Below are 11,243 nucleotides of genomic sequence, written 5' to 3' on the forward strand. Positions count from 1 at the left end.
GCTCGCCGGACCGCGTGTCTTGGAGCGTATCGGCGAGGACCTACCGTTCTTCCGAGCGCTCAGTGTCCGCAACCGCCGCGACGCACCGACGCGTGCGGTGCTGCTGCAACAGGGTCTGGCGCTCGCGATGATCCTGACCGGCTCGTTCGAGGGCGTCTTGAGCTTTGCGGGCTTCACGCTCACACTCTTCGCGGTCATCACCGTCGCCGGTGTGATCCGTCTGCGCCGGCGCGAGCCGGACCTGCCGCGACCCTTCCGGGTGCCCTGGTATCCGCTGCCGCCGCTGGTGTTTATCCTGGTCAGTCTGGCGAGTTTGCTGTTTCTCGCGCTGGAACGACCGCTTCCGGTGTTGCTGGCCGTCCTTCTGCTCGGTCTTGGTTGGGTGTCGCTGAGGCTCTCGGGGCGTCCCTGAGGCACACGCCGTCGCCATCACCGTCTCCGCCTCCGCCTCCGCCTTTCCGGAAATCTTCATGCTGACCCTCATCTGCCCCGGCCTTTTCGGCCCGATCCCGGCGGTTCCGGAGACACTCCCGACGGTCCCGGCCATCGATCGGCTGCTCGCGCGCGCGGATCGCATCCCGACCGGCGGAGGAGACGCCGCGACGGCCCTTCTGAGGCACTTCGGCGTCTCGACGGATCCCGAACGCGATGCCCCGACGGCCGCGATCAGTCTCCTGGGCGAGTCACCGGACGCGCGGTGCGACGGCTACTGGATGCATGCCGATCCGGTGCATCTGCGTCCGGATCGCGACCGTTTGCTGCTCTTCGCCGGTGCCGGTGTCGCGCCCGACCGGGCGGAGGCGGATGCCCTGGTCGCGCTCTTCAACAGCCATTTCGGCGCCGACGGGCTGAGGCTCACGGCGCCGCACCCGAACCGCTGGTATCTGCGATCGGACCGGGACTTGGCCCTGCGCACGGAGCCGCTCGGGCATGTGATGGGCGGGCCTGTCCCGCTCGATGTCCCGAGCGGTGCCGATGCCCGACACTGGCGCGGTCTGATGAACGAGGTGCAGATGCTCTTCTACGTCAGCGAGGTCAATCGTCTCCGCGAGCAGGCCCGGCGCCCGGCAATCAACGGCATCTGGACGTGGGGCGGCGGTGTGCTGCCGGAGCGCTCGGGCGCACCACCGGAGGCGGTGGTGGGGGATGATCCGCTGACCGCGGGTCTGGCGCGCCGGTGCGGCGTTGCGCACTGCTCGCTCGAGGGGTGGTCGCCGCACGCGTCGCTGCCCGGACGCCGCCATCTCGTGCTCTGGGACAGGCTTGGTGGCGCGCTGCTGGAGCGGGATCTCGCAGCTTGGTCCACGGCGTTGCTTGCGTTGGATGCGACGATCGCGGTGCTCGAAGCGCGGATCAAGCGCGGGGATCTCGACGAGGTCCTGCTCGACCCCTGCCGGGGCAACGGCTATCGGCTCACGCGATCGACGGCCCGTCGCTTCTGGCGACGCGCTAGATTGGTCGAGAACCTGGTCTAAACCGCGTCCGGAGCGACATGCGTAATTTTCATTTTGCGTTTGGCCTTGGAGATGTCCTCGATCTCGGTGAGACGCGGTTTAGTGTGCGTAATCACCGCGAGGATCGAAGCGACGTAGGCGTCGTCCGGGGCATCGGGCGCCATCGCTCGGGAGACCGGCATGTGTCGACCATCGCATCGACGATGACGCAAACCGGAACACTCATGAGGTAGACTCCGTTCAGGTCGCCATCTCGACCAATGTGGGTTTGAGGAGGGCGAGGGCATCGGCGGTCGCGAGCGAGATGATGTACCCGCGTTTGCCCCCGTTGATGTAGATCCGCGGCAGCGCGGCGATCCCGCTTTCGCAGTAGACCGGCATAGCGCGCCGTGCGCCGAAGGGCGAGGTGCCGCCGACCTGATAGCCCGAATGCTTGTCCGCGACCGCCGGGTCGCAGGTCTGGACGCGTTTCACGCCGATCGCCCGTGCCAGCGCTTGTGTGGAGACCTGCCGGTCGCCGTGCATCAGGACGATCATGGGGTTGCCCCGCTCGTCCTCCATGATCAGGGTCTTCACGACCAGATGCTCGTCGACGCCGTGCTCGCGCGCGAACTGCGCCGTTCCGCCCCCGTCGATGTAGCTGTAGGGGTGGTCTTCGAAGGCCACCTTGGCGGCGCGCAGTGCGCGGATGGCTTGCGTGACGGGTGCTTTCGAGCCTTTCATGCCGAACCGCGCTCAGAGTGAATATCGCTCGCTAAGGTAGCCCAGTCTGTCGAGCGGACCAAGCATCCGGGCGTTCTCGCGGTTCAGGAGATTTGATTCTGACGCTTTGGTGGTTTTCGGGGAGAGATCGGCGAGGTGTGGGAAGCGACTGAAGTCGCCTCTACAGTCGCGGCATCGGTTTCGTTACCAGTGAGATGTTCCGGGCTCCCCTTTGAAGGGACCGACGACGTCGGCGGTGATCCATCCGCCGTAAAAGCCGCCGGGCTGTGCAAGCACGCGCTCGCCGTCGAGGAAGCAGGCAACGCGTCCGGGATAGAAGCAGACCCAGCCGGCATGGGGCTCGAACCCCGCGAGCGGCTCTGGATAGCACCAGGCGACGTCCGTCGCGGGACTGGCGTGATCGGCGAGCCGGAAATAGCGTGCCTGGCCTTTCCATTCGCAGAAGCTACGCGCCGGCGAGACCGTCAGAAGGTGCATCGCGACGTCCTGCGGCGGGACATAAAGCGTCGGCGGGCTTCCGGTCTCGCAGACCCGCACCGCACGGTTGGAGTCGGCCAGGGTCATGGTCCCGGCGAGGACCCGGACGGGGCGCGGCTCGGGGCGGATCGCGGGCGGACGAGGGTAGTCCCACACGGACTCCTGATCTGGACCGGGCTGCACGGCGAAGTCGGGTCGTGCTTGCCCGCGAAACCGCCATGCCGCGCGGGCACGTGCAATCCGTGGGTCGTCGGCCGGGATTTCAGGCATGGGCTTTCACCGGGAATAATTCAAAAACAAGGAAGACGACTCGACGGGAGAATATCTTTGCCTCGGTTGTCGTTCTCGATTAAGACAACGACAACCAAAACCACAACGATTTAGCGTTTGGTGCTCAACTTTTTTCTGGTCCCTGAATATCTTAAACCGCGCAGACTCCAACGGTCGTTAAGTCTGCCGCGGCTGTTCTCATCCAAAAACGTCGCATACCGTACCGGGCGCGGTTTAAGGGATACGCTGCCACACCAGCGTACGGTTGTTGACCGGCATCGGGTGATCCGCGATCAATTCCATGCCGTTGTCGCGGGCCATCCGGATCAGGAGGTCGAGGTCGCGGATGCCCATCGCGGGGTCGCGCGAGCGCAGCATGGCGTCAAAGCGTGCGTTGCTCTCGCTGGTATAGCGACCGCCGATGTTGAAGGGCCCGTACAGCACGAAGCGGCCGCCGTCGACCAGGACTCGGCCGACCCCTTCGAACATGGCCTCGACCTCGGATTCCGACATGATATGGGCGGTGTTGGCGCTGAACACGGCATCGAAGCGTTCATCGGGCCAGATGCCGGTCACGTCGAGCACGCGCGTGGGCGGTAGATTGGGCAGGGCGGCATCGTCCAGCCAGGCCCGGATTCCGGGGAGATAGTGCGCGCAGTCGCTCGTTTGCCAGACCAGATGGGGCAGGGCGGTGGCGAAGAAGACCGCGTGTTGACCGGTGCCGCTTCCGATCTCGAGGAGTCGGCGGACCTCTTGAAAGAGCGGGCCGATCACGTCGAGAATCGGGCGCTTGTTTTCTTCGCAGGCTTCCGAGTAGGGTTTGTCGATCGGATACATTGACTTCGCCGTTCGAAGGGTGAACCGGGGCCGCAACGTTCGCTCCGGTCGCGACGGTATGTCGGCCGTGCCGACCTCATGCAGATCGGGGCTTAAGGAGCGATCGACAACCGGCTTCTCGGCGCAACGCACCGAAACGGCATCGGAACGGTCTGCCGGATCTAGGGTTATGCTTTACAACGCGCCGCCCAACAGCGCGCAGGCATACAGGCGTGTACATTGATGGCCGCCGGCGCGCAGTCCGGCGCCGAGTCGACTTCTACTGATCCGATATCGGAGACGGTCACATCGTGGAGACACCTTTGCACCACACCCCGACAGGGTCCGTGAGGCGGCCTCGCCGAATCCGCGCGGCCGCGCGGGTACGTGTCGTCGCAGCTTGTGGGTTGCTCGGGATCGCCGTCTCGCTCACCGGTTGTGCCGGTGTTCGACCGGATCTCCCGGTGGTCGCCGAGTCGACACCGACCCCGGATGCCGCACGTGTGACGGCGCCTCCGCGATGGCAGGGCTTGGACGATACCCTTGGGTCCGAAGCGCGGCCGGGTGAGCTGCTTCCGGCCGACTCGCTTCCGGCTGAGCCCCGTCCGGCCGATGGAGTATTGTTCAACGATCCAGGCGCGCCCCCGGTGCTTTTCAGCCAGGATCCCGTGATTCTTCGGGCCGAGGTGGCGGCCGAGTGCCTGTCTGCACGATCCATGTCGATTTCGACGCGGGAAGGGCTCGATGCATTGGTGTCGAGTCTGTATTCGTCCGTGATCGATCCGGCCGAAGGCACCGAGGCGCTGATCCTCGGCAAGTGCGCGCCGACGACCGATATCGTGCGTGAGATGGTCGCAAAGGGAGGCGAGCAGGCATCGGCTCCGGTCGCGGAGCGGGCGCGCGCGCTGAGCTCGGCACAGGCGCGACGCGCGATCGAGACGGCGGCGGCCGACGGGCTCACGCGGCACCTCGAGTTGACCGGCTCGGGCAGCGGTCCGACGCGTCTCGCACGCGACCACGCCATGGTCTATTTCCCGTCGGCGGGCTCGGCGGTGCGTATCGGGACTTCGAACGGCGTCGATCGTTTGTATGGGCGTGCGGTGCCGGGTTTCGGCGTCTACACCTTCGTCATGGTCGGCCCGAACGTGGAGCACCTTCCGCAGACGGATCAGGCACGTCACCGTGAGCTGTTTCGACTCGTCGAGACCTATGCGGCGGTCGGCGACGGTGCCGATGCCGTGCCCCGTCCCGATGCCCATGTCTTTCTGATCCCTGTCGATGCGGAGCTCGACGGGATGCCCTTGTTCAACCAAGTCGCCGCGGATCTTTCGGACCGGATGCGCGGAAAGTTGATCGAGGATCTGCGCGGTCGGGGCGAGGCCGGCCTCGCGGCGCGTCTGCAGAAAGGATCCGGCCCCTTCCTCGTTGCTGGTCTCGAGCCTGATCTTCTGCCCGGAGGGGCCGGCGCTTATCGGCTTGTTGCGGATCTCTCCGGCCTCGGGATCGAGCACCTCTACGCGGTCGTCGATGCCTTCGACCGCGGTATCGGCCCCGAGCTCGGCGGTCGCCCGGAGAGCTTGGGGGCGATCCGCGATCGACTCCGAGACGTGCGGGCGCGACAATCAGGCAATGCGGAAACAGTGGCGACCACAGAATCCGTCTGGTTCTTCATGCTGGGGGGTACAGACGACTCCGCAGCCGCGACGGCGATCGGTCGTTTGATGCTCGGCGTTGCAGACCTCTTGACCAACGAGCCGCCGAGTGCCTGACCCGCTCGACGCCAGGGAGTGCAGACTGAGACTATGAATATCATTCCAACCGGTCTGGGCAGCTTGGTCCGCTTCCTGATCGGGATCTTTCTACTCCAGGGTGTCACGGGGCTCCTCGTCTACACGGCCTTGAGCACCGATTGGCAAACGACCTGGCCGCTTTTTCTGCTGTTGGGCGGCTCGATCGGCACGCTGGTCGCCTTTTGGTTCAACACCATCGTTGCGGCGGATCGCCATCGCACCGTCTCGCGCGTGAGCGAGCGCTTTTCCAAGGAACGCGAGAAGATCCGCGTCAAGGCCGAGCAGATCCGTGCCAAGGTCGGACGCGACAACGCGGTCCTCCAGGCCAAGGTTCGGCATCGGGGCTCGATGGGTGCCAACCTCAAGACCGGCGTCGTCGTCGGCGGTGCCGTCGGTCTCGGCGTGGCCATGATGTTGGCCCAGTTCGTCACCTTGGGGCTGCTCACCCTGACGACGGCCGGAGGTGCGGCGCTCGGCTATACGGCTCGGGTGCGACAGGAGAAGCATCTGGCCGCCAAGCGTCTCGCCGAGGAGGAGCGCATGCTGATGATGATGGACGGCGATCCGCCGCCGCGCCGTTTGACGGGTCGCAAAGGCAGGCGCGCCGATCCGGATGTCGATTGAGCCCTCAGCATTCAACCTGAAGGATCCGAATCAAGGATCCGCACCGAGGAACGCCCCTATGGCCGAAATGACAAGCTACCCAGCCGGGACCTTTTGCTGGGTCGACCTGGCGACCAACGCGCCCGAGGCCGCGAAGGCCTTCTACGGCGAGATCTTCGGCTGGACGTCCAAGGACCTCCCGACCGATTACGAGGTGCCTTACAGCATTCTCGAGCGCGACGGCAGGCGAGCCGCTGCACTCTACGAGATGGCGCCCGAGCAAGGCGCCTTTCCTTACTGGGCAAGCTATGTCCGGGTGATGGACGTTCAGGCGAGCGCCGAGCAGGCCGTCGAGCTGGGCGGACGCTTGGTGATGCCCGCGGTGGATGTGATGCAGCTCGGACGCATGGCCTTCATTCAGGATCCCACCGGCGCCGTGCTCGGCCTCTGGGAGCCGGGCTCGCTGTTCGGTGCCGAGCTCGACAACACCTACGGCGCACGCAGCTGGGCCGAGCTGCAGACCCGCGACACCAAGGCCGCTGCACGCTTCTACGAAGACCTCTTCGGCTGGACTGCGCGCACCAGCAAGAGCTTGATGGACGGGCGTTACACCTTGTTCGAGCTCGACGGCAAGGAGGTCGGCGGCATGATCGAGCTCGACGCCGAATGGGGCTCGATGCCGCCGAACTGGTCCGTCTATTTCGGCGTCGAGGACTGTGATCGTGCCGTCGCGACGACCAAGCGTTTGGGCGGCAGCGTGGTCATGGACCCGATGGAGGTTGAAAATGTCGGCCGATTCGCCTTCCTCGGCGATCCGCAGGGTGCCATCTTCGCCGTGATCCAGCATTAAATCGCGTCGACTCCGGCACCGATGAGCGGGCTCGAGCTCGAATCGGAGCAACGTCGGTGCAGGGTGTCGCGGACGCGCTTCAGAGGCGTCGGCTCAGGTCTTGAATCGAGAATCCGCACAGTGACCCGTCGATCCCCTTCGTCAGACCCATGACCTTAAACCGCTCCCCCATGATCGTCGGCAGGAGCAATTGCTTCGCGCCGGGGGTCAGATCGAAGGCATCGGGCGCCTCGGCGAGGATCCGGTCGATCCCGCATCCGATCAGGAAGTGGGCCTGGGTGGTGAACCCCGCTAGGTCAAAGCCTGCGGCAACCCCGGCCTCGGCGACCGCGGTGAAATCCACATGCGCCGTGATGTCCTGCAGCCCGATATGGGTGTAGGGGTCGTCGTGGGCCTGGTGGCGCAGGTGGCACATGAGTGTCCCCATGGTGCGGTCGGGCTGGTAGTAGGCCGGGCGCGGATAGCCGTAATCGACCAGCAGGAGGAGTCCGGCATCCAGCGTGCGGCCCAACGCTTTCATCCAGGGCGGCAGGCGCAGGTTGATCTCAGAGCTGTAGCCCGGGGTTTGTGCAAACCCTTCGGCCTGCAGCGCGCCGACGGCGTCGGCGAGTCCGGACGAACGCACCGGTGCGGTGATCTCGAGGAAGTCGCCTGCGTGTTCGGTGACGAAGATCTCGTCGATCCTGCCGTCATCGCGGATGTTGAAGCGGTGTACCGGCATAGCGTCCAGCACCTCGTTGGCGAGGACGACTCCCCGCAGCTCACTCGGCAGGTGAGTCAGCCACGCGCAGCGGTCCGCCAGATGCGGTATCCGCTCTTGGATCTGCGTGCGCTGGCGCTCTTGAAGATCCGGGCTCGGCTCCAGGATCAAGTAGCGGCCGGGCAGGGCATCGCGGTGCTCGAGGGCTTGGAGCACCTCGACCGCGAGTGTCCCTGTGCCGGCACCGAGCTCGAGCAAATCGCCGCCGCCGAGTAGCTCGAGCACCTCTGCAGACTGCGCGGCAAGACAGCGCCCGAAGAGCGGCGAGATCTCGGGCGCGGTCACGAAATCACCGTCTCGCCCGAGCTTCACGGCGCCGGCGACGTAATAGCCGAGGCCAGGCGTGTAGAGGGCGAGTTCCATGAAGCGGTCGAAAGGCAGCAGACCCCCGGTGGTCGCGATCTCGGCGCGGATCCGTTCGGCGAGTCGGGTCGAGATCTCGGTCGCGTCGTTCCTGTCGGTCGTATCATCCATCGCGAAATCCTCGTTCGTGCTTTTCGCACGCCGACACTATATAGCCAACACGCGGGCGATCCTCGGACGGACGACGAAACTAGAGAGACAGTCAGATGAGCAACGACGAGAAAGCCGTGCTTCACCGCGGTGGCGCACACAGTTCACCCTATCCGGTCAGCCGTTTGGCCCCGGCCTTCGATTCCGGCGAGCTGGCAAGCGAGGTGGCGCGAGCGGAATCCATGTTGAGCGCCCGCACGGGGGCAAAGCTCCGGGTCATCGCCGACCAGATCAAGCTGCTTCAGCAAGAGGCGCGCAAGGTCCTGGACGTCGCCAAGGAGGAGCAGACGCTGACCCGAGCGCAGTGCGCCTTCAAACGCATCCCGGGCCGGACCTATCACCTTTATCGCAAGTCAGGGGGCGAGCCCTTCTTCTCCATGCTCGCGCCGGCCGAGTGGGGCGGTGCGGTCCCTTATGAATTTCTGGGATCCTATCGGCTCGAGACCGATTACTCATGGACTCCGGCCGACCGAGCGGATCAACCGGACAACACCGGCGAACTGGTCACGCAGTTGCTGCGGATCGGCGGCTTGGCATCGCGGGGCGAGGGATGAAGACATTCCTGTTGATCGTCGGCGTCGTGGCGCTGCTGGGCATCGTCGCCATGGCTGTCTTCGTCTTCGTCGTTCAGAACGTCGAGACACCCGAGTATATCGCGGTGGAGAGCGACGGCGCGTTCGAGATCCGGGACTATCCAGCCCTTGTGGTCGCGGAGACGACGCGCAGCGGTGCGCGTCGGGAAGCACTCGGCGCTGGGTTCGGTCCGCTCGCGCGTTACATCTTTGCCAAGGAACGTGCCGGGGAGAAGATCGCGATGACCGCGCCCGTCATCCAACAGCGTCCCGAGGCCCCTGCCGAGCGGATCGCCATGACCGCCCCGGTGATCCAGTCGCCGACGGGGGAGGACGCCTGGTCGGTTCGGTTCATCATGCCCTCGGGCTACAACCTGGAGGCACTCCCCGCGCCGGCCACCTCCGAGGTGCGCCTGCGCGAGATCCCGGCGCAGCGACGTGCGGCGGTTCGCTTCAGCGGCTCGACCACGGACGCCGCGCTTGCGGAGCAGGAGACGGCGCTGCGGGCCTGGATGGCCTCGCGCGGCCTGACGCCCGCGGGTCCGGCGGTCTATGCCTACTACAACGACCCCTTCACGCCCGGCTTTCTGCGCCGCAACGAGGTCCTCGTCGACGTCGAGACACCCTGAAGCACGCAAGGCGCTCTCGGCGTCCAAGTGGAGTCAGGCGAGCGAACCGCGCCGTAACGAGGTCGAATGGTGCGGTCCCGCGGCTACGCCGCCTCGTCGCGCCTTGCCGGATAACCGCGCGGGACCTCGTCCAGGGGCAGTTCAATCCCGATCGCCGCGCTCGATCACCACGCCCACGTCCACCCCTTCGCCGACGGCGCCTGGCTTGCTCAGCGTGAGCCGCACCCATGTGATCCCGAACTCATCGCGCAGGATGGCGGCGCAGCGCTCGGCGAGCGTCTCCACCAGCTCGAAGCGGCTTTCCGAGACGAATTGCTCCAAGCGACGCGTGACGGTCTCGTAGTCCAGCGCGTCTTCGATGCGGTCGGTGGCTGCGCCGTGTGCGATGTCGCTCGCCATCTCCAGATCCAGAACGACGGGGCGCCGGATGCGCTTCTCCCAGTCGTGGATGCCGATGGTGGTGTCGATCCTGAGGCCGCGAATGAATACCGTGTCCATGCTAGAACGCGTCCGGCGGGACACGTGATGGTTCCTTGTGGGCTTGGGGTCGGAGGGGTTCGCCGCCGCTGTCGTGAACACGATCTGGGATGGTGTCTTTCTTCATTCGTGAACAGCCCTCTCCGAAGGTTTCGTTGTCTTCGATTCCGCGAGTGAGGGTCGCCGCGGGTCTCGTTCACGCGATCTGCCGGACTGAATGAGTGCGGCCTCCGCAGCGGCCTGTCGTCCGCTTGACCTGTAGTCCGCTTGACCTGTAGTGGCTTCCCATGTCCAATTGCGGCCCATGATTACAGCCTCGCTCCTCATCGTCGCCGCCTACCTGCTGGGCTCGGTTTCCAGCGCCGTCATCGTTTGTCGTTTGATGGGACTGCCGGATCCGCGCACGCAGGGTTCCAACAATCCCGGTGCGACCAACGTATTGCGCATCGGCGGCAAGAAGGCCGCCGCGATCACGCTCGTCGGCGACAGCCTGAAGGGTTTGATCCCGATGGTGGTCGGTCATCTCCTCGGCGCAGGTCCGGCGTTGCTGGCGGGTATCGGTTTGGCGGCCTTCATCGGTCATCTCTACCCGGTCTTCTTCGGGTTCCGCGGCGGTAAGGGTGTGGCCACCGCCTTGGGCGTGCAGATCGGGCTCTTCTGGCCGATCGGCCTCTCCGTGGCCGCGATCTGGCTGTTCGTCGCCAAGGTGCTCAAGATCTCCTCCCTGTCCGCCTTGATCTCCATGGCTCTCGCACCCGTCATCGTGTGGATCTTCTGGCCCGAGAACGCATTGATCGGGATGCAGCTCATCATCACGGGTCTGCTTTTTTGGCGGCACCGCAGCAATATCAAAAACCTGATCACCGGCACCGAAGACCGTCTCACCCGCTAAGCCGCTGCTAACCCGCATCCGTGCCACATGCGCTCTCGTCGCTTTGTGTCGACGTCGGACGATATACTCAAGGTTGGAGTCGACGCGGTTTAGGACAAAAAACAAAAAGTGACGTAGTAGGGCCTAACGGTTTCCGAAATTCACCTAAACTGCGTCCGCTCCGACGTCTGTAGGAAGTGCAACACTTCGATTCACCAAGAACGCCGCATATCTGGAAGAGACGCAGTTTAGTTTAGCTGACCAGGCGCGTGGTAGCACCGAGCTGCGGCTCGTCCGGCGGCCTGAACCAGCTCAGCTTCTCGCGCAGTTTCACGACCTCGCCGACGATGATGAGGGTCGGTGGCGGCGGAGGATCGGCCTCGACGAGCTCCACGATGGGCTCGAGTGTGGCCGAGTAGACGCGGTGCAGGTGCGTCG

Annotated in this window: 14 protein-coding genes and 1 pseudogene; 8 read left to right on the top strand and 7 right to left on the bottom strand. The window is 65.1% G+C overall.

The window, feature by feature from the left end:
• Positions 1–412, top strand: a 412-nt coding sequence (locus GPT33_RS13870; protein ID WP_296809910.1) for an amino acid permease, incomplete at its 5' end; no start/stop codon positions are given.
• Between the two features lie 58 nt (positions 413–470).
• The gene (locus GPT33_RS13875; RefSeq protein ID WP_296809913.1) at positions 471–1,475 is read left to right on the top strand and encodes a phosphoglycerate mutase; all 1,005 of its coding nucleotides are present in this window, start codon (positions 471–473) and stop codon (positions 1,473–1,475) included.
• Here GPT33_RS13875 and GPT33_RS13880 read toward each other — a convergent pair.
• The 4 genes from GPT33_RS13880 to GPT33_RS13895 form a co-directional block, all read right to left on the bottom strand.
• Positions 1,472–1,636: a hypothetical protein gene (locus GPT33_RS13880; RefSeq protein ID WP_296809915.1), complete on the bottom strand. Its 165-nt coding sequence runs from the start codon at positions 1,634–1,636 to the stop codon at positions 1,472–1,474. The genes GPT33_RS13875 and GPT33_RS13880 overlap by 4 nt on opposite strands.
• A gap of 58 nt (positions 1,637–1,694) precedes the next feature.
• Positions 1,695–2,177, bottom strand: coding sequence for a YbaK/EbsC family protein (locus GPT33_RS13885; RefSeq protein WP_296809917.1), 483 nt, complete (start codon positions 2,175–2,177; stop codon positions 1,695–1,697).
• Positions 2,178–2,360: 183 nt separating this feature from the next.
• On the bottom strand, positions 2,361–2,924 hold the full coding sequence (locus tag GPT33_RS13890; protein WP_296809919.1) for a DUF427 domain-containing protein: 564 nt from the start codon (positions 2,922–2,924) through the stop codon (positions 2,361–2,363).
• A gap of 234 nt (positions 2,925–3,158) precedes the next feature.
• A complete protein-coding gene (locus GPT33_RS13895) occupies positions 3,159–3,761 on the bottom strand; it encodes a DUF938 domain-containing protein (protein WP_296809922.1) in 603 nt (200 codons plus the stop codon).
• Between the two features lie 290 nt (positions 3,762–4,051).
• Here GPT33_RS13895 and GPT33_RS13900 point away from each other — a divergent pair, with 290 nt between their 5' ends.
• The 3 genes from GPT33_RS13900 to GPT33_RS13910 are packed head-to-tail and all read left to right on the top strand — an operon-like array spanning position 4,052 to position 6,983.
• Complete coding sequence (locus GPT33_RS13900; protein WP_296809924.1) at positions 4,052–5,509, top strand: hypothetical protein; 1,458 nt, start codon at positions 4,052–4,054, stop codon at positions 5,507–5,509.
• A gap of 33 nt (positions 5,510–5,542) precedes the next feature.
• On the top strand, positions 5,543–6,154 hold the full coding sequence (locus GPT33_RS13905; RefSeq protein ID WP_296809926.1) for a hypothetical protein: 612 nt from the start codon (positions 5,543–5,545) through the stop codon (positions 6,152–6,154).
• Between the two features lie 58 nt (positions 6,155–6,212).
• Positions 6,213–6,983, top strand: coding sequence for a VOC family protein (locus GPT33_RS13910; RefSeq protein WP_296809928.1), 771 nt, complete (start codon positions 6,213–6,215; stop codon positions 6,981–6,983).
• Positions 6,984–7,062: 79 nt separating this feature from the next.
• On the opposite strand, the gene GPT33_RS13915 is transcribed toward GPT33_RS13910, so the two are convergent.
• Entirely contained in the window at positions 7,063–8,217 is a 1,155-nt protein-coding gene (locus GPT33_RS13915; protein WP_296809930.1) for an SAM-dependent methyltransferase, read from the bottom strand.
• Positions 8,218–8,312: 95 nt separating this feature from the next.
• Between GPT33_RS13915 and GPT33_RS13920 the strand changes: the two genes are divergently transcribed.
• On the top strand, positions 8,313–8,810 hold the full coding sequence (locus GPT33_RS13920; protein WP_296809933.1) for a DUF2452 domain-containing protein: 498 nt from the start codon (positions 8,313–8,315) through the stop codon (positions 8,808–8,810).
• Positions 8,807–9,457, top strand: a complete 651-nt coding sequence (locus tag GPT33_RS13925; RefSeq protein WP_296809935.1) for a heme-binding protein — start codon at positions 8,807–8,809, stop codon at positions 9,455–9,457. The genes GPT33_RS13920 and GPT33_RS13925 overlap by 4 nt, the downstream gene beginning before the upstream one ends.
• A gap of 141 nt (positions 9,458–9,598) precedes the next feature.
• Here GPT33_RS13925 and folB read toward each other — a convergent pair whose 3' ends face one another.
• The gene (gene folB, locus GPT33_RS13930; protein WP_296809938.1) at positions 9,599–9,955 is read right to left on the bottom strand and encodes a dihydroneopterin aldolase; all 357 of its coding nucleotides are present in this window, start codon (positions 9,953–9,955) and stop codon (positions 9,599–9,601) included.
• 283 nt (positions 9,956–10,238) lie between these two features.
• On the opposite strand from folB, the gene plsY reads away from it, so the two are divergent.
• Positions 10,239–10,826, top strand: coding sequence for a glycerol-3-phosphate 1-O-acyltransferase PlsY (plsY, locus tag GPT33_RS13935; RefSeq protein ID WP_296809940.1), 588 nt, complete (start codon positions 10,239–10,241; stop codon positions 10,824–10,826).
• Between the two features lie 232 nt (positions 10,827–11,058).
• On the opposite strand, the pseudogene GPT33_RS13940 reads toward plsY, so the two are convergent.
• Positions 11,059–11,243, bottom strand: a pseudogene (locus tag GPT33_RS13940) (siroheme synthase); the annotation flags it as partial.

This window comes from Thiocapsa sp. (assembly GCF_011390875.1).
In the GTDB taxonomy this organism is placed as follows: Bacteria; Pseudomonadota; Gammaproteobacteria; order Chromatiales; family Chromatiaceae; genus Thiocapsa.

Excerpts from the sequence above, each read along its gene's own strand:
- GPT33_RS13920 (WP_296809933.1), top strand. The coding sequence starts at position 8,313 with ATGAGCAACGACGAGAAAGCCGTGCTTCACCGCGGTGGCGCACACAGT.
- GPT33_RS13910 (WP_296809928.1), top strand. The coding sequence starts at position 6,213 with ATGGCCGAAATGACAAGCTACCCAGCCGGGACCTTTTGCTGGGTCGAC.
- GPT33_RS13875 (WP_296809913.1), top strand. The coding sequence starts at position 471 with ATGCTGACCCTCATCTGCCCCGGCCTTTTCGGCCCGATCCCGGCGGTT.
- GPT33_RS13890 (WP_296809919.1), bottom strand. The coding sequence starts at position 2,924 with ATGCCTGAAATCCCGGCCGACGACCCACGGATTGCACGTGCCCGCGCG.
- GPT33_RS13885 (WP_296809917.1), bottom strand. The coding sequence starts at position 2,177 with ATGAAAGGCTCGAAAGCACCCGTCACGCAAGCCATCCGCGCACTGCGC.
- plsY (WP_296809940.1), top strand. The coding sequence starts at position 10,239 with ATGATTACAGCCTCGCTCCTCATCGTCGCCGCCTACCTGCTGGGCTCG.
- GPT33_RS13915 (WP_296809930.1), bottom strand. The coding sequence starts at position 8,217 with ATGGATGATACGACCGACAGGAACGACGCGACCGAGATCTCGACCCGA.
- GPT33_RS13895 (WP_296809922.1), bottom strand. The coding sequence starts at position 3,761 with ATGTATCCGATCGACAAACCCTACTCGGAAGCCTGCGAAGAAAACAAG.
- folB (WP_296809938.1), bottom strand. The coding sequence starts at position 9,955 with ATGGACACGGTATTCATTCGCGGCCTCAGGATCGACACCACCATCGGC.
- GPT33_RS13880 (WP_296809915.1), bottom strand. The coding sequence starts at position 1,636 with ATGCCGGTCTCCCGAGCGATGGCGCCCGATGCCCCGGACGACGCCTAC.
- GPT33_RS13905 (WP_296809926.1), top strand. The coding sequence starts at position 5,543 with ATGAATATCATTCCAACCGGTCTGGGCAGCTTGGTCCGCTTCCTGATC.
- GPT33_RS13925 (WP_296809935.1), top strand. The coding sequence starts at position 8,807 with ATGAAGACATTCCTGTTGATCGTCGGCGTCGTGGCGCTGCTGGGCATC.